Origin of the sequence: Marinobacter sp. (genome assembly GCF_046484525.1) — a bacterium.
Classification (GTDB): domain Bacteria; phylum Pseudomonadota; class Gammaproteobacteria; order Pseudomonadales; family Oleiphilaceae; genus Marinobacter.
Map to the genome: position 1 here is coordinate 17,908 of NZ_JAWOIS010000056.1, position 20,188 is coordinate 38,095.

At 60.7% G+C, this 20,188-nt stretch carries 14 protein-coding genes; 12 read left to right on the forward strand and 2 right to left on the reverse strand.

Translation table 11 applies throughout. From position 1 onward, the window contains the following. Window positions 1-143: 143 nt before the first annotated feature. The 9 genes from R6W86_RS12080 to R6W86_RS12120 all read left to right on the forward strand — a co-directional run bounded on the left by R6W86_RS12080 (window position 144) and on the right by R6W86_RS12120 (window position 14,450). Complete coding sequence (locus tag R6W86_RS12080) at window positions 144-1,358, forward strand: tryptophan--tRNA ligase (RefSeq protein ID WP_410329612.1); 1,215 nt, start codon at window positions 144-146, stop codon at window positions 1,356-1,358. Window positions 1,359-1,406: 48 nt separating this feature from the next. Beyond that, window positions 1,407-2,237: a segregation and condensation protein A gene (locus R6W86_RS12085; protein WP_410329613.1), complete on the forward strand. Its 831-nt coding sequence runs from the start codon at window positions 1,407-1,409 to the stop codon at window positions 2,235-2,237. A 42-nt stretch (window positions 2,238-2,279) separates the two neighbouring features. Continuing rightward, on the forward strand, window positions 2,280-2,900 hold the full coding sequence (gene scpB, locus R6W86_RS12090; RefSeq protein WP_410329614.1) for an SMC-Scp complex subunit ScpB: 621 nt from the start codon (window positions 2,280-2,282) through the stop codon (window positions 2,898-2,900). Window positions 2,901-2,934: 34 nt separating this feature from the next. Continuing rightward, window positions 2,935-3,897, forward strand: coding sequence for a 23S rRNA pseudouridine(2605) synthase RluB (gene rluB / locus R6W86_RS12095; RefSeq protein ID WP_410329615.1), 963 nt, complete (start codon window positions 2,935-2,937; stop codon window positions 3,895-3,897). A 158-nt stretch (window positions 3,898-4,055) separates the two neighbouring features. Next, the gene (locus tag R6W86_RS12100; RefSeq protein ID WP_410329616.1) at window positions 4,056-4,715 is read left to right on the forward strand and encodes a GntR family transcriptional regulator; all 660 of its coding nucleotides are present in this window, start codon (window positions 4,056-4,058) and stop codon (window positions 4,713-4,715) included. A gap of 1 nt (window position 4,716) precedes the next feature. Continuing rightward, on the forward strand, window positions 4,717-8,211 hold the full coding sequence (gene smc / locus R6W86_RS12105) for a chromosome segregation protein SMC (protein WP_410329617.1): 3,495 nt from the start codon (window positions 4,717-4,719) through the stop codon (window positions 8,209-8,211). A gap of 129 nt (window positions 8,212-8,340) precedes the next feature. Then, window positions 8,341-9,387 (forward strand): cell division protein ZipA, encoded by a 1,047-nt coding sequence (zipA, locus tag R6W86_RS12110; protein ID WP_410329618.1) that lies wholly within the window; start codon window positions 8,341-8,343, stop codon window positions 9,385-9,387. A 72-nt stretch (window positions 9,388-9,459) separates the two neighbouring features. Continuing rightward, on the forward strand, window positions 9,460-11,493 hold the full coding sequence (gene ligA, locus R6W86_RS12115; protein ID WP_410329619.1) for an NAD-dependent DNA ligase LigA: 2,034 nt from the start codon (window positions 9,460-9,462) through the stop codon (window positions 11,491-11,493). Window positions 11,494-11,678: 185 nt separating this feature from the next. Then, on the forward strand, window positions 11,679-14,450 hold the full coding sequence (locus R6W86_RS12120; protein WP_410329620.1) for a hypothetical protein: 2,772 nt from the start codon (window positions 11,679-11,681) through the stop codon (window positions 14,448-14,450). 4 nt (window positions 14,451-14,454) lie between these two features. Here R6W86_RS12120 and mnmC read toward each other — a convergent pair whose 3' ends face one another. Together mnmC and R6W86_RS12130 are read right to left on the reverse strand one after the other, a co-directional pair. After that, window positions 14,455-16,332 (reverse strand): bifunctional tRNA (5-methylaminomethyl-2-thiouridine)(34)-methyltransferase MnmD/FAD-dependent 5-carboxymethylaminomethyl-2-thiouridine(34) oxidoreductase MnmC, encoded by a 1,878-nt coding sequence (gene mnmC / locus R6W86_RS12125; protein WP_410329621.1) that lies wholly within the window; start codon window positions 16,330-16,332, stop codon window positions 14,455-14,457. A gap of 3 nt (window positions 16,333-16,335) precedes the next feature. Then, on the reverse strand, window positions 16,336-16,953 hold the full coding sequence (locus R6W86_RS12130; RefSeq protein ID WP_410329622.1) for a peptidylprolyl isomerase: 618 nt from the start codon (window positions 16,951-16,953) through the stop codon (window positions 16,336-16,338). Between the two features lie 156 nt (window positions 16,954-17,109). Here R6W86_RS12130 and R6W86_RS12135 point away from each other — a divergent pair, with 156 nt between their 5' ends. From R6W86_RS12135 to R6W86_RS12145, 3 genes are all read left to right on the forward strand, one after another. Further along, window positions 17,110-17,934 carry a CheR family methyltransferase gene (locus R6W86_RS12135; protein ID WP_410329623.1) on the forward strand — a complete coding sequence of 275 codons (825 nt, stop codon included), beginning with the start codon at window positions 17,110-17,112 and terminating at the stop codon, window positions 17,932-17,934. Between the two features lie 3 nt (window positions 17,935-17,937). Next, window positions 17,938-19,143 (forward strand): MFS transporter, encoded by a 1,206-nt coding sequence (locus R6W86_RS12140; RefSeq protein WP_410329625.1) that lies wholly within the window; start codon window positions 17,938-17,940, stop codon window positions 19,141-19,143. 92 nt (window positions 19,144-19,235) lie between these two features. Beyond that, entirely contained in the window at window positions 19,236-20,153 is a 918-nt protein-coding gene (locus R6W86_RS12145; RefSeq protein ID WP_410329626.1) for a LysR family transcriptional regulator, read from the forward strand. Window positions 20,154-20,188 lie beyond the last annotated feature (35 nt).

Sequence of the window (20,188 nt, forward strand, 5' to 3'; positions counted from 1 at the left end):
AGAAAAAACCCCCGGCACCAGAGGGTGTCCGGGGGTTTTTTGTTTTTTGGCCTGTATCCTTAACGGCGAGGGGCTATCAGACTATAATGCCCGGTCAGCCTCTTTCGCCGGGGGCACTATTCGCAACAGAAGGAGTTCGTGCTTTGAGTTCTGTAGATTCCCAGCAGCGGGTTTTGTCGGGCATGCGTCCGACCGGAAAGCTTCACCTTGGTCATTACCACGGTGTGCTGAAAAACTGGGTCAAACTCCAGCACGAGTATGAGTGCTTCTTCTTCATCGCCGACTGGCATGCCCTGACCACCCAGTACGACGATCCCTCGGGCATCGAGCAGAGTGTCTGGGACATGGTGATCGACTGGCTGGCCGCCGGTGTGAACCCGGGGTCCTCCACCATGTTCATCCAGTCCCAGGTGCCCGAGCACGCGGAACTGCACCTGTTGCTGTCCATGATCACACCCCTGGGCTGGCTCGAGCGTATTCCCACCTTCAAGGACCAGCAGGAGAAACTGCGGGAGAAGGACCTGGCCACCTATGGGTTCCTCGGATACCCGCTGCTCCAGAGCTCCGATATCCTGATTTACCGGGCCGGCAAGGTACCGGTGGGTGCCGACCAGGTCTCCCACGTGGAGATTACCCGTGAGATCTCGCGCCGTTTTAATCATATCTACGGCCGGGAGCCGGGCTTTGAAGAGCAGGCGGAAGGCGCCATCGTCAAGATGGGCAAGAAGAACGCCAAACTGTACCGGAACCTGAAAAAGCGTTATCAGGAGGAGGGTGATCTCGAGGCCCTGGAAACCGCCCGTGCGCTGCTGAAAGAGCAGCAGAACATTTCCCTGGGCGACCGGGAACGCCTGTACGGTTACATTGAGGGCGGCGGCAAGGTCATCCTGCCGGAGCCCCAGCCATTGCTGACACCGGAATCGAAGATGCCGGGACTGGACGGCCAGAAGATGTCCAAGTCCTATAACAACTACATCGGCCTGCGTGAGGAGCCGGATGCGGTCGCTGACAAGATTCGCACCATGCAGACCGATCCCCAGCGGGTACGCCGCACCGATCCGGGCGAGCCGGAAAAGTGTCCGGTCTGGGCACTGCACAAGATCTATTCCGATGCCGACACCCAGGAGTGGGTGCAGACTGGATGCCGCAGTGCCGGCATCGGTTGCCTCGACTGCAAGAAGCCACTGATTGACGCCATCGTCGAGGAGCAGCGCCCGCTGCACGAACGGGCCCGCGAATACGAGAACAACCCGGACCTGGTGCATTCCATCCTGCAGGAAGGCCGCGAGCATGCCCGGGATGCAGCCCGTGATACGCTGGAGGAAGTGCGGGCGGCCATGGGGCTGCATTACCGCTAACGATCAGCCGCTGACCCCGTCCCGGTCAGTGTCATCCGAGGGAAGGCTATGACGGACGATACCAGTACCACGGTAGCGGAAGCAGAACAGGCGCCTGATGAACAGACGCCGCTGGCACTGGTTTCCGGAAAGCCCGTCGTTGATCTTCCAAAGGACCTGTACATTCCACCCGATGCCTTGGCGGTGTTCCTGGAGGCTTTCGAGGGCCCGCTGGACCTGCTGCTGTACCTGATTCGCCGCCAGAACATGAATATCCTGGATATTGATGTCAGCGAGATCACCCGGCAATACATGGACTACATCGGGGCGGTGGAGTCGATGAGATTCGAACTGGCGGCGGAGTACCTGGTGATGGCCGCCACCCTGGCAGAGATCAAGTCCCGGATGTTGTTGCCGCGCCAGGAGTCCGAGGATGAGGACGAAGTGGATCCCCGGGCGGAACTGATCCGTCGTCTGCAGCAGTACGAGCGGTTCAAGCAGGCTGCCGAGGATATCGACGAATTGCCCAGGATGGAGCGTGATACGTTCGGCGCATCCGCGGCATTGCCGAAGCTGCCGTCCAGCCAGCCCCATCCCGATGTGGATCTCCGTGAGCTGCTGCTGGCCATGCAGGGGGTACTCAAGCGTGCGGATCTGTTTACCAGCCACCACGTGGAAAAAGAGGTTCTCTCGACCCGGGAACGGATGTCCCACATCCTTTCTGTGCTTCAGGACGACCGCTTCGTGTCCTTTGAGAGTTTGTTTACGCTCGAGGAAGGTCGACTGGGCGTGGTGGTAACGTTCCTGGCCACACTGGAGTTGGTCAAGGAACAGCTGATCGAGGTGGTTCAGGGCGAAACGCTCGGGCCGATTCACGTCCGGGCCCGTGCGGCCAGCTGAAGGTTATCAAGTCCAGAAATACCAAGACACCGGATTCTGATCATGAATGAAGAACACCTGTTAAGGATTCAGGCCATTGCCGAGGCAGCTCTGCTGGCAGTGGGCAAGCCGCTGTCACTGGAACAGCTCCGGGAACTGTTCACCGAGGACGAGCGCCCGGCCAGGCAGGTAATGGAGCATGTCATGGTGCAGTTGGAGGCAGCGTGTGAGGGGCGCGGTTTCGAGTTGAAGAAAGTGGCCAGTGGGTACCGGTTACAGGTTCGGGAAGAGTACGCACCCTGGGTCGGGCGACTGTTCGAGGAGAAACCCCAGCGCTACTCCCGGGCATTGCTGGAGACTCTGGCGCTGATTGCCTACCGGCAGCCAATAACCCGGGGGGAAATCGAGGATATCCGTGGTGTTACGGTAAGCAGCAATATCATTCGCACCCTGCTTGAGCGAGAGTGGGTGCGCGTTGTTGGCCACCGGGATGTGCCCGGTCGTCCGGCCATGTACGCCACGACCAAACAGTTCCTGGATTACTTCAACCTGACCGGACTGGATCAGTTACCGCCACTCTCGGAAGTGCGGGATCTTGAGGAAATCGGTCGGGAAATCGAGAAGAACATGCAGGGGGAGATCGAGTTTGAGTCCCCTGAATCCAGTCAGCAGACCATTCACTGACATAGACAGGTCAGTCATTACCAAGGATTTAACCATGGCGTCAGATCGACCAGGCCAAGGCTCAGCAAAACGTCAGGAAACCAATGGCCCGGATACGCCGGAGCGAGTCCAGAAACTCCTGGCCAGGGCCGGTGTCGGCTCCCGCCGGGAGATTGAGGGCTGGATGGAAGCAGGCCGGCTTACCGTTAACCGGCAGCCGGTCAGCCCCGGCCAGAAAGCCACGGTACAGGACCGCTTCGAGCTGGATGGCAAGCGGCTGGACGTCACCGGTGCCGCCGAGGTACTGCGCCGGGTATTGATCTACAACAAGCCGGAAGGCGAGGTGACCACCCGCAAGGACCCGGAAGGCCGACCAACCGTATTTGACCGGCTGCCGAGGCTGAAGGACCGCCGCTGGGTGTCTATCGGTCGTCTGGATATCAACACCACCGGCCTGGTGTTGTTCACTACCGACGGTGAGCTGGCCAACCGGCTGATGCATCCGTCCAGCGAGATTGATCGCGAATACGCCGTGCGTATCTTCGGGGAAGTGGACGAGGCCATGATCGAGCGCCTGATGGAAGGTGTGCTGCTCGAAGACGGAATGGCGAAGTTTACCGACATTACACCGGCCGGCGGTTCCGGCATGAACCAATGGTTCCATGTGACCCTGCTGGAAGGCCGCAACCGCGAGGTTCGCCGGCTCTGGGAATCCCAGGGTGTGAAGGTGAGCCGGCTGAAGCGGGTCCGTTACGGGCCGATCTTCCTGCCCAGCCGCCTGACGGTGGGAAAATGGGAAGAACTGGACCAGAAGGCGGTCGACCTCCTGAGCCGGACTGTCGGTCTGGACCCGGTGGAGATCCCGGCAAAGACCCCGGACGAAAAAGCCGCCCACGATCGCCGCCGACGCAAGGCACCTTCCCGTCCGGGCCGTAAGCCTGGAGCCAATAAATGGCAGGTTGCTGATTCCGCTCCGGAAAAACCGAAAGCGCACCGCCGGCCCACTTCCCGGAAATAAACCAGGAGAGAGTCCCCGGGAAAATACGGAGTGGGGCAATCAAAATGTCGGACAAGGGGGTGGGACCAGTGCAAGCCTGTGCTAAACTCCAGCGCTTGTGACTGTATTCACCCGGGAAGTGAGCGCCAGAATTTATGAGGTTTCAGGCTCCTGAAAGTTTGTCCGAACAGATTGCCCAGCACCTGGGGCAAAGGATCATTACCCGCGATCTCAAGCCAGGCGAGCGTATCCAGGAACTCAAGGTTGCCGGCGATCTGAATGTTAGCCGCGGCTCCGTCCGGGAGGCCCTGCTGATCATGCAGCGGCGCCACCTGGTGGAGATTTTCCCCCGCCGCGGCGCCGTGGTCTCGGACCTCACCGCCGACAGCGTCAACAACCTCTACGATATCTACATTGATCTCCTGTGCATGCTGGGGCGCAAAGTCCTTGAGCGCTGGTCCGGCGAGGAGTTGGGCGGCGTCATGGGCCAGGTCCGGGAGCTGCAGGTGGTTATCGACGCGCTCAACTCCAACAGTGCTGATGCGGCGGAACAGGTAATTGATGCCGGCTTCGGTGTCATGCGCTATGCCTACCGTCTGGTGGAGAACCCCTTTCTTGAGGAGACCCTGGAGAATTTCCGGCCGGCCATCAGCCGCACCTACTTTGTGGCGCTGGAACATTTCCGCGAAGAGATTGACGAGACGGCAACTTTCTTCCGCCAATTGGCGGATGCGGCCACGGGCGGCGATGTCGACCGTCTCCAAGCCGCCATCCAGGCCTTCGGCGAGCACCAACGCTGGCAGGTCCTGAGTATTCTCAGGGAGGAGGAGAGCGCCTGATATGCGCCTGAAGTCCATCAAATTGTCCGGTTTCAAGTCCTTTGTTGATCCGACCACGGTGCCGTTTCCCTCCAACATGACCGCGGTGGTTGGGCCCAACGGCTGTGGCAAGTCGAACATCATCGACGCGGTGCGCTGGGTCATGGGGGAGAGCTCCGCCAAATACCTGCGTGGCGAATCCATGACCGACGTCATCTTCAACGGTTCCAGTGCCCGCAAGCCCGTTGGTCAGGCCTCCATCGAACTGTTGTTCGACAACAGCGACGGCTCCGCGCCGGGCGAGTTTGCCCGTTTTAACGAAATCTCCGTGCGCCGGCGGGTTTCCCGGGAAGGTCAGTCCGAATACTTCATGAATGGCGCCAAATGCCGCCGTCGCGATATCACCGATCTGTTCCTGGGTACCGGCCTCGGGCCCCGCAGCTATGCCATCATCGAGCAGGGCATGATCTCCCGGCTCATCGAGGCCAAGCCTGAGGAACTGCGGGTCTACATCGAGGAAGCCGCCGGCATCTCCAAGTACAAGGAGCGCCGGCGGGAAACCGAGAACCGGATTCGCCGCACCCAGGAAAACCTGGAGCGCCTGACTGACCTGCGGGACGAGCTCTCCCGTCAGCTTCAGCATCTGGAACGGCAGGCCGCTGCCGCCGAGAAGTACAGGGCCTACAAGCAGGAGGAGCGCCAGAAGAAGGCGGAACTGACCGTGCTGCGCTGGCAGTCCCTGGATAATGACCTACAGACCTGGCGGGGCAAGATCCGGGACACCGAGCTTGAGCTTGAAAAACAGCTGACCGAACGGGTCAGCCTGGAAACCTCCCTCGAATCCCTCCGGGACAGTCATCAGGACCGCACGGAACATTTCAATCGCGCCCAGGCCCGCTACTACGAGGCCGGCGCCGATATTGCCCGCATCGAACAGAGCCTGGAACACCAGCGTGAGCGCAGCCGTCAGACGGCCACGGAACTGGATCAGGCCATGGCCAACGAACGTGAGTTGGCGCGGGAGCTGGAGCAGGACGAGGAAAAACTGGCCGGAATCCAGGAAGAACTGGACATGATGGAGCCGGAACAGGAAGCCTTGGCGATCCGCTCCGAGGAGTCTGGTGAGAAACTCCAGCAGGCCGAAGATGCCATGAGTGACTGGCAGCACAGATGGGAAGACTTCAGTACCCGCTCCTCCGATGCGCGCCGCCAGGCGGAGCTGGCCCAGTCCCGGATCCGTTCCCTGGAAGACGCCATCGAACAGCTCCGGAACCGGAGTCGGAAACTGGAGGACGAGCGTGACCTGCTCGAAGGCCAGATGGACCGTGCGGAACTGGAAGGCCTGCTGGAGCAACAGGAGACCCTGGAGCTCCAGCGGGAAGAGGCCTCCGAGCGCATCGCGGATATCCAGGACGAGCTCTACGAAGCCCGCCAGCAACAGCGGGAAGCCGAAAATGTTTTTTCAGACGAACGCCAGCGGGTCCAGAGCCTCCGGGCGTCCCTTGAATCCCAGCAGGCGTTGCTGGATGAACAGCTGGGTAGCCAGGATGATCGGTTGCAGTCCTGGCTCTCCGACCACGACCTGATGGATGCTCCCCGTGTGGCCTCACGCCTCCGGATTGACGATGGCTGGGAATTTGCGGTGGAGCAGGTCATTGGCCGGTTCACCCAGGGTCTGACCCTGCCGGGCATCTCCGAACTCTCCGGTGCCATGGCGGACGCCCCGCGTGGATTGGCGGTGGTTGAGGACCGTTCCGGGGATACCGGCAATGATAGCGGGCTTGCTGCAAGGGTCTCTGGCGTTCCGGCGGTAACCGCGATGCTCGACGGAATCGACACCGCTGAAAACCTTGGCGACGCGCTGGCCTCGCGCGCAAGCCTTGGCGCAGGGCAGAGTCTGATCACCCGGGAAGGTATCTGGGTCGCCCGTGACTGGATCCTGATGCCAGATTCGGATGCCGGTCAGGTGGGCGTCATTGAGCGTCAGAAAAAAGTGGCCGAACTGACGGAACAGCTTGCCAGCGCCGAGGAAGCCATGGAGGCGGCAAGCGAACGCCTGGAGCAGCTTCAGGAGCGCGCCGAGCGGGCGGAAGCAACCCGCGAGGACGCCCAGGCGAAGCTGTCCGAAGCCGAGCGCGAACTCAGCAGCCTCGGCTCCCGGATCTCCGGGCTCAAGGCACGGGCCGAGCAGATCGATGCCCGGCTGCAACGGATCACCGAGGATCGCGAGGATGTAGCTGTCAGTCTTGAGGACCAGCAGGAAAGCCTGCAGATGGCCCGGGAGGAATGGCAGCAGGCACTGGCTTCCACGGAGGACGGTGACGAAGAAAAGGAAAGGTTGCTGGAGCAGAGAGACACGCTTCGCGAGAGCCTGGACCGCCTGCGCCAGGAAGCCCGTCATGATCGGGACCATGCCCACCAGCTTCAGCTACAGCTTCAGACCCTGAACAGCCAGCGCGAGGGCCTGAAACAGACCATTGACCGGATGCAGCTCCAGAAGGAACGGATCCAGGAGCGTCTCGAGATCCTGCGGGAAGCGCGCGAGAGAGCAGAAGAGCCCATGGAAGACCTGCAGATGCAGCTCGAGGGCTTGCTGGACCGACGGCTGGCAGAGGAGCAAAAACTGGGTGCAGCCCGGGACTCCCTGGAAGAGATTGACCGGGAGGTCCGTGAAAAGGAACAGGCCCGCAGCCGCATTGACCATGAGATACAGGATGTCCGCGCCCGGCTTGAAAAACTCAAGATGGAGTCACAGGCACTGGAGATCCGGTCCGGCAATCATATTGAGCAGCTTACCGAACTGAATGTGAAATTGCAGGAGGTACTGGAGCAGTTGCCGGAAGGGGCCAATGAGAAGGGCTGGGCCGAGGAGCTTGAGAAGATCGGCAACCGGATCCAGCGGCTGGGTGCCATCAACCTGGCGGCCATCGAGGAATACCAGGTCCAGAGCGAACGCAAGACTTATCTGGACAGCCAGCACGAAGACCTGATGGAAGCCCTGGAAACGCTGGATAACGCGATCCGAAAGATCGACCGGGAAACCCGTCAGCGCTTCAAGGAAACCTTCGACCAGGTCAACGGCGGTCTTCAGGCATTGTTTCCGAAAGTGTTTGGCGGCGGTAACGCCTATCTGGAACTGACCGGCGAGGACTTGCTGGAAACCGGTGTTGCCATTATGGCGCGCCCCCCTGGCAAGAAGAACAGCACCATCCATCTGCTCTCTGGCGGAGAGAAAGCCTTGACGGCGATCGCACTGGTGTTTTCCATTTTCCAGCTCAACCCAGCGCCATTCTGTATGTTGGACGAAGTGGATGCGCCACTGGACGATGCCAACGTCGGCCGGTATGCCAATATGGTCAAGGAGATGTCCAGGCAGGTGCAGTTCATCTACATTACCCACAACAAGATCGCCATGGAAATGGCGGATCAGTTGATGGGGGTAACCATGCACGAACCGGGCTGTTCGCGGCTGGTGTCCGTGGATGTGGAGGAAGCAGCAGCCCTGGCCGAGGCCTGATGCCGGAACTTGTTGAATTACCCATCAAGGATGACAAAAATGCCATATGGCCCGGCTGTGCGTTGTATTCATTACGGGCTTTTCTTAGAGTAGCAACATTATTGAACCTGCAGACAGGACGACAGCACTATGTCTCTTAGGGAATGGTTAATCGCCATAGGTACCCTGGTTATTCTCGGCATCGTGATAGATGGTATTCGGCGGATGCGCCGGGCTCGGAAGGAGTCCATGGCCATTTCGTCGGGGATGGGCGCGGATGACCTCGACGAATCTCCTCTCGAAGAGGACTTCAACCCCGAATTGCCCAATGGGGGAGCCCGGACGATTTCCCGTGACGTTCTGGAAGAGCGGGGCTATCTCAAACCCGAACGATCCAGCCGCTTTGGCAACCCACCGCCTAAACCGACCCGGCCCGCCAAGGAAACCCGTAAACCGGAACAGCGCGATGAGCCTGAGCCCGAAATGGCGGAGGAGGAGCATCTGTCTTCTGCGGATCAGAATGACTACCTCCAGGACGCCGGCTGGGGCGCTCATGACGACGAGTCGATGGATGAGGGGGTTGTCAGCGGGCCCCGTACGGTTGGCGCTGAGCCCTCCCGGCCTGCCGAACCGGACATGGCCCAGGAGTTGCCGGCGGAGGATGTTCCACCGATCGTGACCAGCGAAGTGGAGGAAGATACGGCTCGGAGAACGCCGTCAGACAGACGTTCTGACCAACCGCTGGCCGGTGCGAACCGTCCCGAGGCCCGGGAAGTGATTGTGATCAACATACTCGCCCGGAGTGGCGACGAGTTCACTGGCCCCGCTCTCAAGAAGCTGTTCAAGGCCTGCGGGCTTGAACATGGCGACATGGACATCTACCACCGCCACGAGGAAGCGGACACCACCAGCCCGGTGCAGTTCAGCGTGGCCAATGCCGTGGAGCCGGGTACTTTCAAACCCTCCGATATTCCGGCCATGAAGACACCGGGGATCAGCTTCTTCATGAGCCTGCCTGGTCCATCAAAGCCACTGCAGGCCTTCGATTTTATGCTGGAGACCGCCCAAGCCGTAGTTCGTAACCTGGGGGGTGAGCTCAAGGACGAACGGCGCAGTGTGATGACGCCGCAGACCATCGAGCATTGTCGCCAACGTATCCGTGAGTTCGAGCGTAAGCAGCGATCCCGGCGGGTCTGAGGGGCGTAACACCGAAAGCGTAATGCCCGGCTCTGGTCCGGGCATTTTTGTGATAGCCGAGAGTGCCCATCGATGAGCAAAGCCACGCCCGACATTATCAAGCGTATTCAAGAACTCCGGTCCCGGATCGAGGACCACAACTACCACTACTACGTCCTGGATGATCCCCGTATTCCGGACGCGGAATACGACCGCCTGTTCCGGAAGTTGCAGCAGCTTGAAGCAGACTACCCCGAGCTCGCCTCTGACGATTCGCCGACCCGAAGGGTGGGCAGCAGCGCTGAGACGAGCTTTGAGGAAGTGGTCCACCGGCTGCCGATGCTGTCCCTTGACAATGCCTTCAGCGAAGAGGAACTCAGGGATTTCGACCGACGGGTTCGGGAACGTCTCGATACCGACAGCGAAATCGAGTACGTGTGCGAGCCAAAGCTTGATGGCCTGGCGGTCAGCCTTCACTACGAGAACGGTTCCCTGACCGTGGCCGCTACCCGGGGTGATGGTTACAGCGGCGAGGACATCACTGCCAACATCCGCACAATCCCTTCCGTGCCGCTCAAGCTTCGTGGTGACGATGTGCCGGAGATGGTGGAAGTCCGGGGCGAGGTCTACATGCCCAAGGCGGGCTTTGAGAAGCTCAACCAGCGGCTGGCAGACCGGGGTGAGAAGACCTTTGTGAATCCCCGTAACGCCGCCGCCGGCAGTCTGCGCCAGAAGAAATCCACGGTTACCGCCAAACGCCCGCTGGAGATGTGTGCCTATAGTGTTGCTGTCACCGATGAGAGTCTCTTGCCGGATACCCAGTGGGACGGCCTGCAGCAGGTCAAGCGTTGGGGCTTCCGGATCAATCCGGAAATGCGCAAGGCCAAAGGCGTGGAGGAGTGCCTTGAGGCCTATAACGAGCTTATGGAAAAACGGGACTCCCTCCCGTACGAGATCGATGGCATCGTATTCAAGGTCAACCGGTTGGATCTTCAGCAGCAGCTGGGCTTTGTGTCCAGGGCACCCCGATGGGCCATTGCCCACAAGTTCCCGGCCCAGGAAGAGCTGACTGTCATTGAGGACGTGGAATTCCAGGTTGGCCGGACCGGAGCTGTGACTCCGGTAGCGCGCCTGAAGCCGGTCTTTGTGGGCGGCGTCACTGTCAGCAACGCGACGCTGCACAACATGGACGAGATCCGTCGGCTGGACGTTCACATCGGCGACACCGTATTCATCCGCAGGGCCGGGGATGTGATTCCCCAGGTGGTCAAGGTGGTCGCCGACAAACGTCCGGAAAACGCCAAAGCGGTGGAACTTCCGAAGACCTGTCCGGTGTGCGGTTCCGACGTCATCCAGATCGAGGACGAGGCCGTGGCCCGCTGCTCCGGCGGTCTGTACTGTCCGGCCCAGCGGAAAGAGGCTATCCGCCATTACGCCTCCCGCAAGGCCATGGATATCGAAGGGCTGGGGGACAAGTGGATCGATATCCTGGTGGACCGTGGCATGGTCAAAACCGTGGCGGACCTGTATCAACTCAAGGTCAAGGACTTGACCAGCCTGGAAAGGATGGGTGAGAAGTCCGCCGGTAACCTGGTCAAGGCCATCGAGGACTCCCGGGAGCCGGTGCTGTGGCGTTTCCTTTACGCCTTGGGTATCCGGGAAGTGGGCGAGGCTACGGCCAAAGCCCTGGCCAGTCATTTCGGAACCCTGGAGGCCATCGCTGATGCAGACGAAGAGGCCCTGCAGGAAGTGCCGGACGTTGGCCCCATTGTCGCCGGGCATATCCGCAGCTTCTTCGATCAACCCCACAACCAGGAAACCCTCCAGGCCCTGAAGGACGCAGGTGTCCGGTGGCGGGAAGAGGTGGTGGAGCAGGGTGAGAAACCGCTCCAGGGCGAGACCTGGGTTCTCACCGGCACCCTGTCCGGGATGACCCGTGACGAGGCCAGGGAAAAGCTGGAAGCCCTGGGCGCGAAAGTTGCTGGCAGTGTCTCGAAGAAAACCGCCTGTGTTGTGGCGGGCGAGGCGGCCGGCTCAAAGCTGGCCAAGGCCGAGCAGCTGGGTGTTCCGGTTCTTGACGAGGAAGGCCTGCTGAAGCTGTTGAAAGAGCACGGGCTCGAAGGCTGAGCCCTGCATCACAATCACGCGGCTGCCCGCACTCCAGGGAGGTTTGCGGGCAGCGATTCTGAGAACTCGCGCAGATCCAGCCCTCCACAAATTGGCTACCATGGCGTTGTTCTGTAACGGTGTGTAAATCAGCCCCTGCGGCCGGCGCACACCCACAATAACAACGCTCCGAAACGGACTTTCCCATGCGCGCCGATAGTTGTTCCCGCATCGCTCTTGGTCTCCGCTGTACCGGCCTGATACTTCTCCTGACTGCTCTCGTTGGCTGTAAAACCGAGAAAGACCCGGATCAGCCAACCATCCTGGGAGCTCCACCCTCCAGCGCTTACCTGGGCGTGGAGTATTACTACAACTGGGGCGCGTACGGCGGAGAAGGCATTCTCGATTACAGCCTGACCAACGCGCCGTCCTGGCTGGCGCTGGAGGACATCAGCAACAAGGCCCGCCAGGGTGTGATCATGTACGGCGTTCCCGGACTGACCGGGGGCGCTCGGGGAGAAGCCGATCTCGGGAAGACCGAAGACATCAATCTGGTGACCACGGACGGCAGCCTGGCCGGTACCGTGCCGTTCGATATCGAAGTTCGGTACAACCCGCTGGCTCTGGAGGCTGGCAGCTTTACCGAGGGTGAGGTGCCGGAACTTGCGGCTCCGGGAGGGGAGCATTGTGCGTTGCCGGACCTGTCTGGGCCGGGAAAACACAGGTTTACCATCAATACCTATGACGAGTCCGGCGCGGTTGATGGCGAACAGGAAGTGGTATTGCCCACCCGTCAGGTCACCATCAAGGTGACCCTCGACAAGCCCTCGGTGACCCGCGTCGGGGTCGCCTTTGAACTAAGCTCCCAATACGATTCGAGCAGGTGCGATCCGTCGTTTACCGGCACGGCGCCCCACCAGCGTTGTGAATTCAGTGCTGCCAACGCCAGCGACGCCATTATCGGTAAGGACATTGTCGGGTTGGGCAGCGACTCTCCGGCACCGGTGGATGAAAACGGCGATCCGCTGGACTACCTCTCCTATGAAACGGGAGACAACGGCTATCTGACCCGGGGTGTTGTTACCCTCGAACCTGGAATCACCGAATGTTATATCCGCCTTGAGGTGGTCGAGGACAGCTTTGCCGAGCTTTCCGAGTCTGCACGACTCACCCTGACCGAAGTCCGCTCCGGCCTTGCGGGGCTCGGGCCCAATAACGGCGGGGTACAGACGATCGTCACCATTGATGACAACGAACCAGTGGTTTCCCTGGAAACCCTTAAGGGCGGGCCCCGGGACACTCTGAATGTGGGCGATTTCCGGACATACCGGGCTAATTTGGCCGGTGACCGGGATGGAATCGTGCAGGCCCGTCTTATCCATTCCGCAAGTTCCACCGCGCGTCTCGATAGTGAGTTTGTGATCGAGCAACAGGAGAGTGGACTCTGGGTAGAGAATCCGACCCTGAGTTTCCCTGCGGACCAGGATCAGGTCACCTTCCGTGTGCGCGTGCCCGCGGATAGCTATACCAATCCGGACCTGGCCGACCGTTTTATCAAACTGGCGCTGGACGAGGCCTACCAGGCCGGGCGCGAGGCATTTGCACGGCCGGCGTCCGCGTCCGAGGATCTGCTGCGCATCAGCCTGAATGAGCTGACAACACCGGTCGTTCTGCCTGGCTCCGGGGGTTTCGTGCCCACGGACATGGCTCTTGGTCACAATGGCCGGCTTTTCCTGGCCGGATACGATAGTGGCGATGGCAACCGGGTGAAGGTCAGGGTTTTTGACCAGAAAGGCAACCTGCTACAGGAGGCGGGCGTTACGCCGGAGGGCGTCAGTCTTGCGCCGTCGTCCCCGGTCATTGGTGTCGTGAACAGGAAGGTTACCGAGAACAACACCAAGGTGGACCGGTATGAGTTCGTGGTTGCCTACAGCAGTGATGTTGAGATTGCGGGAACAACGCCGGCGGAGGGTGAAGACGTGCTGGCCTCCGTGTTCCGGTTCGACGGTGATTTGAACGGTGGCGAGTACGTGCCTTACTGGACACTGCGCAGCGGCACCTCTGGTAACGACCGGATCCGGGATGCCGGGATCAATCCGGATTCAGGCTATGTGATCCTGGCCGGTGAGACCACCGGAACCTGGCCCGGACAAAGTTCGGCCGGAGGACCAGATAGCGTAGACAGCTTCCTGCAACGGATTGATACTGTGTTGGACGGCGAGACGCCGGTGCCCGAAGTCGCCTGGACCCGACAGGTGGGATCCGCCGGCGACGATGCCGTGGCGGGCAGCTCGGTGCTGTCTATGTCGCCCATGTTGTTCGGTTCAGCTGCGGGCTCCGTGGGTGGTGCCGAGGTGATTGGCGGGGAAGACGCCTATTTCTTCTCCTACGGCGGGGCGTCAACGACGCCAACGGTCTATCAGGTGGGTACAGCCGGTGAAGAGAAGGTTACGGCGGGCCTGTTCAGTGGAAATAACCTGTGGCTGTTGGGCGAGAGTGACGGGGACTATTCCGTCGCCACCGGCGAGGACGATGTTCAAACCCTGGTGCGTGAGTCGTTGTCCAGTCAGGCGGGGTTTCTGCTGTCCTATGCCGCGACCGGAGGGGTTAGCAGGGCGTTTACCCTGAATGACACGGAGGATGCATCCAGCGAGTCTTTCCACGGCCTGACCGGGTTCGGTGGGGATATGGTGGCCGGAGGCGAAACCGATGGTAATTTCACTGGAGAGGCCATCACTTCATCCGGCCAGACCCAGGGCATCGTCAGCCGCATTTCGCTGGTCGAGCCGGTCGCAACGGATGACAGCGAGCCGGCGTTCCGCAACGAGTGGCGTTATCAATTGGCGGCTGGAGATACCTCGGTTCAGGGGCTCGCCAATTATCGGGACGATGAAATCACCGCGCTGGTGCGCACGGGGGAGGACCGGATGATCCTCCTGTTCAGTCCCGAGGGGCAGCTGCTGACGCCCCTGAACTGAGGCCTCAGCCGGCCCGGCGCCGGCACATCCGGTCCGGCCGGACGCTGTGCGCGAGCGTCGCGGGCAGGCAGGCCGGTTGCCCGGTGAGCTGATCCGCCACGTATTCGGCCAGGAGAGGGGCGTAGGTGAGGCCCTTGCTCCCAAGGCCGGTAAGCAGGTAGACACCCTCAAGAGATTGCCCGTTGCAGTCTGCCATCATTCCGGCCACCGGCTGATAATCGTGGGTGGTGCAGCGGAAGCCGACCCGCCCCTCGAAATCCCCGCTGCTTTCATCCCTCGGAAACAGTCCCGGTAACATGTCACTGAGCTGCTGGAGATTCTCGGTGTTTGCCTCGTGGGTGACCGAGGGATCGGCACTGTGCAGTTCAAAGGTGGCCCCGGTTACTGCCAGTCCACTCTGGCACGGATTCAGGTATTTCTGGCCACAGATCACCGCCTTCGGTGCCCGGATGGTCTCCTCGGGGATATGAGTTACCTGACCCCGGATGGCTTTGAACCGGTACTCACCCTTGAGTGGAATCAGTTCCGCCGTCTTGTGGCCTGCGGCAATTACCACGCGGTCCGCAATGATGTCCGCGCCACTACAGCTGGACAGGTGCCATTTGCCGTTACAGGGCATCAGCCGTTTCACTCGTATACCGAAGCGGCATTCGATGAGGGGGTGATTAGCCAGCTCCTGGCAGAGGCAACCCGGTGATAGCCAGCCACTGTTGGGAAACCACAGCCCGCCGGTGGTGACGGGTGTACCGGTGAGTTCGGAGGCAGTGGCCGCGTCGACCGGGAACAGAATGTCTTCGGGATACTGGTTGCGGTCAAGAAAACGGGCTTGCCGCTCCTGTTCGTTGGGATTCCAGGCCAGCTGCAGCAGGCCGGTCGGGTGCCAGAAGGAATTCTGGTAGGGTTTGTAGGCGCGTTGGCTGAAGGTCAGGGTGGAAAGAGCGAGTTCCGTCTGGGCGTCGAATTCGACACCGAGCTTTACATACATCGCGCCCTGAAGATTTCCGGAGGCAGCGGCCCCGGCAGTTTCTTCCGCATCGATCAGGGTAACGGCCACGCCACGACTGACCAGGTTCCGGGCCAGCAGGGTGCCGGCGATGCCCGCACCGATGATGGCCACGGTGTCGGAAGGGGCGGTCGAGTCGCTGGAAGCGGTGCCGGACAGCACCCCGGCAATCATATCCCGTTTGCGGCCGTAACCCCGGGTTTTGCGCATCTCGAAGCCTTCTTCCTCAAGCGCCCGGCGTATCCTGCCAACCGCGGTGAAGGTGGCCAGGGTCGTACCCGGTTTGCTGTGTTCACGGATCAGGGCCATGGCCTGGTCAAGCCACATGTCGGGATTCAGGGCCGGGGAGAAGCCGTCCAGGAACCAGGCATCGGCAGAGAATGAAAGAGCTTTCCAGGCATCCAGAACGTCGCCAAAATACAGGGTAAGGCGCATGCGGCCCCCATCCAGTACCAGGCGGTGTGTACCCCGGACCAGGGGCGGGTACTGGGCCAGCAACTCTGTAGCGATCGGCTCCAGTTCCGGCCAGAGATCCAAGGCGCGCTTGAGGTCGTCCCGTGTGAGCGGATAGCGCTCGGCCGAGATGAAATGCAGGACCGACCCGTTATCAGGCCGGTGTTCCCGCCAGGCCTGCCAGGCGGCAAGAAAATTAAGGCCGGTGCCGAAGCCTGTCTCCGCGATCACGAACGCATCCTGCGGAGGCACTGTCAGGAAACGGTCGGGCAGGTTGTTGTGGTCCAGGAAGACGTATCGGGTTTCTTCCAGCCCATTGTCGCGGGAGAAATAGACATCCCCGAACCGGGCCGACTCCGGTACGCCGTCCCGCCAGACAAGATTGGCGGGTTCGATGGCTGGCGGGTATACAGTGCAGTCAGTCATGTTCTACTCGTCGTTGCTGACCACCGAAACCTTCTCGATGATGACCGGCTCGACCGGTACGTCTCTCATGCCACGGGCGTAGCCGGTTTCGACACCGGCGATGGTATCAACCACATCCATGCCTTCGGTAACCTCGCCGAATACGGCGTAGCCGGCGCCACGGACGCCCGCATTGAGAAAGTCATTGTCGACTACGTTGATGAAAAACTGGGAAGTAGCCGAATCCGGATTGCTGGTGCGGGCCATGGCGATGGTGCCTCGCTGGTTTGGCAGGTCCTTGCTGGCTTCGTTGACGATCGGGTCCCGGGTGGGTTTCCGGGCCAGCTCCGGGGTAAACCCGCCGCCCTGGACCATGAAGCCCGGAATCACACGGTGAAACACCGTACCCTCATAAAATCCATCCCGGACGTATTGAAGAAAATTCTCTACGGTTTCCGGAGCCGCATCGGGGCGCAGCTCGAGCACGAAGTCACCCTGGGTTGTTTCAAACCGGACTTCCGGCGTTGTCGGATCCTCGTCTCCCGATTGGGCGTAAACCGGCGCGGAGGCCAGATAAAAGGCAGTCAGGGCGGCCAGCAGCGGGGAAGCCAGGTGGCGGGAAAAAGGCGCGTGTTGAGTCATATCCGGGACACTCTCGATGTTGTTGGCTAGGTTCCGACCGGGGTAGATCAGTGGTACCAGCTTTGTGAAGCAGAATGTTAGCAGATTGATCCCACACAACGGCTAGCCGAAGGTGGTAAAATGCTGCCTTGGTTACGCGATTATAATAATGAGTCAATGGAAACGATAAAGACAAGTGACTATCAGGCCTTGCAGATCTATCTTCGGGATGCCTGCGGGATTCTGCTGCGAGACGGTGCCCCGGATCTGGCCCGGCGACGCCTGCGCCCGGTTTTGGACAATCATCAGCTGGCCTCCATCCAGGATTTGCTGGGACGGCTCGATAGACCGGGGCGGTCCGGCCTGAAGGAAGCTGTCATTGATGCGATTACCATGAGTGAGAGCCGGTGGTTCCGTGAAGCCTCGGTGTTTTCAATGCTGGGCGATCAGGTGTTACCCGACATCGCCGGGCGCGACCCGGGCAAGCGGGTGGCCATCTGGTCTGCCGCGTGCTCCAACGGCCAGGAGTCATACTCCATAGCCATGGCCGCAAGCGAATTCACGGAGCAGAACTCCGGTAGCCTGGTCGAGGCCAGAGTTTTGGCGACCGATACCTCCCGGAGCGCACTGGAAGTGGCCCGCCGGGCTCACTACGAACTCGGTCCCGAAGACACGGACATTACTCCTCTGCGCAAGGAACGTTTTTTCCGGTCCATCGAGAAAGGTGGCTGGCAAGTCAGCCCGGACATCCGTGCCCTGGTTGAGTTCCGTGAACTGAACCTGCTGCAACGCACCTTGCCGGGTAAGTTCGATGTGGTGATCTGCCAGAACGCGCTGGTTTACTACTCGGCACAAAAGAGAAAGGCCATATTGGGCCGGTTCCATGCCGCCCTCAATCCCGGTGGCTACCTGATCGCCGGATCCTCCGAGCTGACGGGCGACATGACCGAGCTTTACGAACCCATTGCGTGCCCAAGTGGCACCGCCTACAGGAAAAAGTAATTCATGCCTCTGAATGTCTGGGTGCTGGTGGCTGCGCAGGCGCTGGCCATGTGTACGGCACCGTTCATCATCGTTATCGGCAGTATCCAGGGCCGGGCTCTGGCACCCTCTGCGGAGTGGGCCACGCTTCCCGTGGGGCTTGTGGTGGTCGGGACAGTGGTCTCGGTCAAGCTTGCCACCTGGTTGATGGAGCGGATCGGGCGCAAACCGGTCATGCTGCTGGGGGCCATAATGGGCATCCTGGCCGGGGGGTTGGGCGCACTGGCTTCCTTGCAGGGATCTTTCCCGTTGCTTTGTGTGGCTGCCGTCGTGGGTGGCAGTGGCCTTGCCGTGGTGCATCAGTATCGTTTTGCCGCAATGGAGTCGGTCGGACCGGAACTTGCGGCTTCCGCCGCAGCCAGGGTGCTTCTGGGCGGGTTGGGTGCAGCCTGGTTAGGGCCTGAAATTGCCACTCTCGGAGCCGGCCCGGATGAAGCCCATCCCTTTATGGATAGCTGGCTTGGGTTGCTGGCGGTGCAGGCGGTAGCCCTGGTGACGCTTTTCGCAGGCTATCGTTCGAAAGGCGAGCTGGTCCGGGAGGACCATGTTGGCGGCGGTCGGCCACTGCGTGAAATTCTGGTCAATCCCCTGGTACTGGCTGCGATCGGTGCTGCCGCCATCGGCTATGCGGTGATGAGCTTCATCATGACGGCGACGCCGCTGAGTATGACCGAAATGGCCGGTCACAGTCTGGACGATGCCAAGACGGTCATCCAGCTCCACATCATGGCCATGTACCTGCCGTCACTGATCAGTGGCTGGCTGACCCGGGTCGTGGGCATTCCGCTGATGATGGTTGGCGGGCTGCTGGCCTATCTCGCGTGTGTGCTGCTTGCAGCAGCCGGTATCAGCTTCCACCACTACCTGTGGGCACTTCTGTTGCTGGGCATGGGCTGGAATTTCCTGTTCGTAGGGGGAACCGCCCTGTTACCAAGGGGCTACCAGGACTCCGAGCGTTTCCGGGTGCAGGGGCTGAATGATCTCCTGGTGTTCGGTTCCCAGGCGACCGCGTCGCTGTCCGCCGGGGCGGTTTTTGCCTGGGTCGGGTGGTCCGGTCTGGTTATGGTCGCCGTACCTTTCCTGGCACTCCAGGGTATTCTCGTTATGCTATGGCTGGCTCGTTCCAGGGCAACTCAGAAGCTGCAGACAGGAGGCGCAGATGCAGATTGATTTTGATGGCATGGACCCGAAAGAGGTCTACCCCATACTGACCCAGACCACCATCCCCCGGCCGGCTTGACTCCCGCAGGAGGTCAGAATCCATGGAACAGCTAAACCTCCGGCATCTGTATTATTTCTGGGTGATCAGCCGGGAAGGCTCGATCGCCCGGGCCAGCGAGGTGCTCGATCTGGCACCGCAAACCCTGAGCGGTCAGCTGGCCACCTTCGAGTCGGCCGTCGGCGGAAGGCTTTTCCTCCGGGAACGGCGAAAGCTGGCACTGACCGATCTCGGCCGGATGATCCTCGGCTACGCTGACGACATATTCGCCCTGACCGGGGAGCTGACCGATACCCTGCAACTTGCACCCGCTGACCGGCCATTGACCCTGGCCGCGGGTATCTCCGCCTCGATCCACAAACTTATTGCGTATTACCTGTTGCAGCCGGCCATGGCGCTCAAGCGACCAGTTCAGCTGGAATGCCGGACCGGCAGAACCGAGGATCTCGTGCTGAGCCTCAAGCGAAAGGAACTGGATGTTGTACTGGCGGACCGGATGCCGGGGCTGGATGAGCACGGCCCCTTCACGGTACACCCGGTTGCCGGCTCCAGTATCAGCCTGTTTGCCGCGCCGGCACTGGCTGCCAACCTGAAAAAGGGCTTCCCCGACTCCCTGAATGGCCAGCCATTGCTGGCCAATGCCACCGATGCGCCGTATTTCGAGCGCCTGATGAACTGGCTGTCACTGCAGGGCGTGCGGATGAAGCTGATGGCCCGGGTTGACGACAGCGCCCTGATCAAGGTCTTCGGCCGTCAGGGTTATGGGGTTTTTGCAGCACCCACGGTGATACGTCGGGAAGTCTGCCGCCAGTATGAGGTGGAGCACATCGCCAGAATTGATGAAGTGCAGGATGAACTGTTTGCCATCACGCGGGGCCGGAAACTGGCCCATGAGGGCGTCCGGGCAATTTGCATGGACCCTGTCAACTTCAGTGCGCTGGGTACAGATCTGGAAACTTGATGCATCGATTATTTCGATGCCAAAAGACCAAAAAA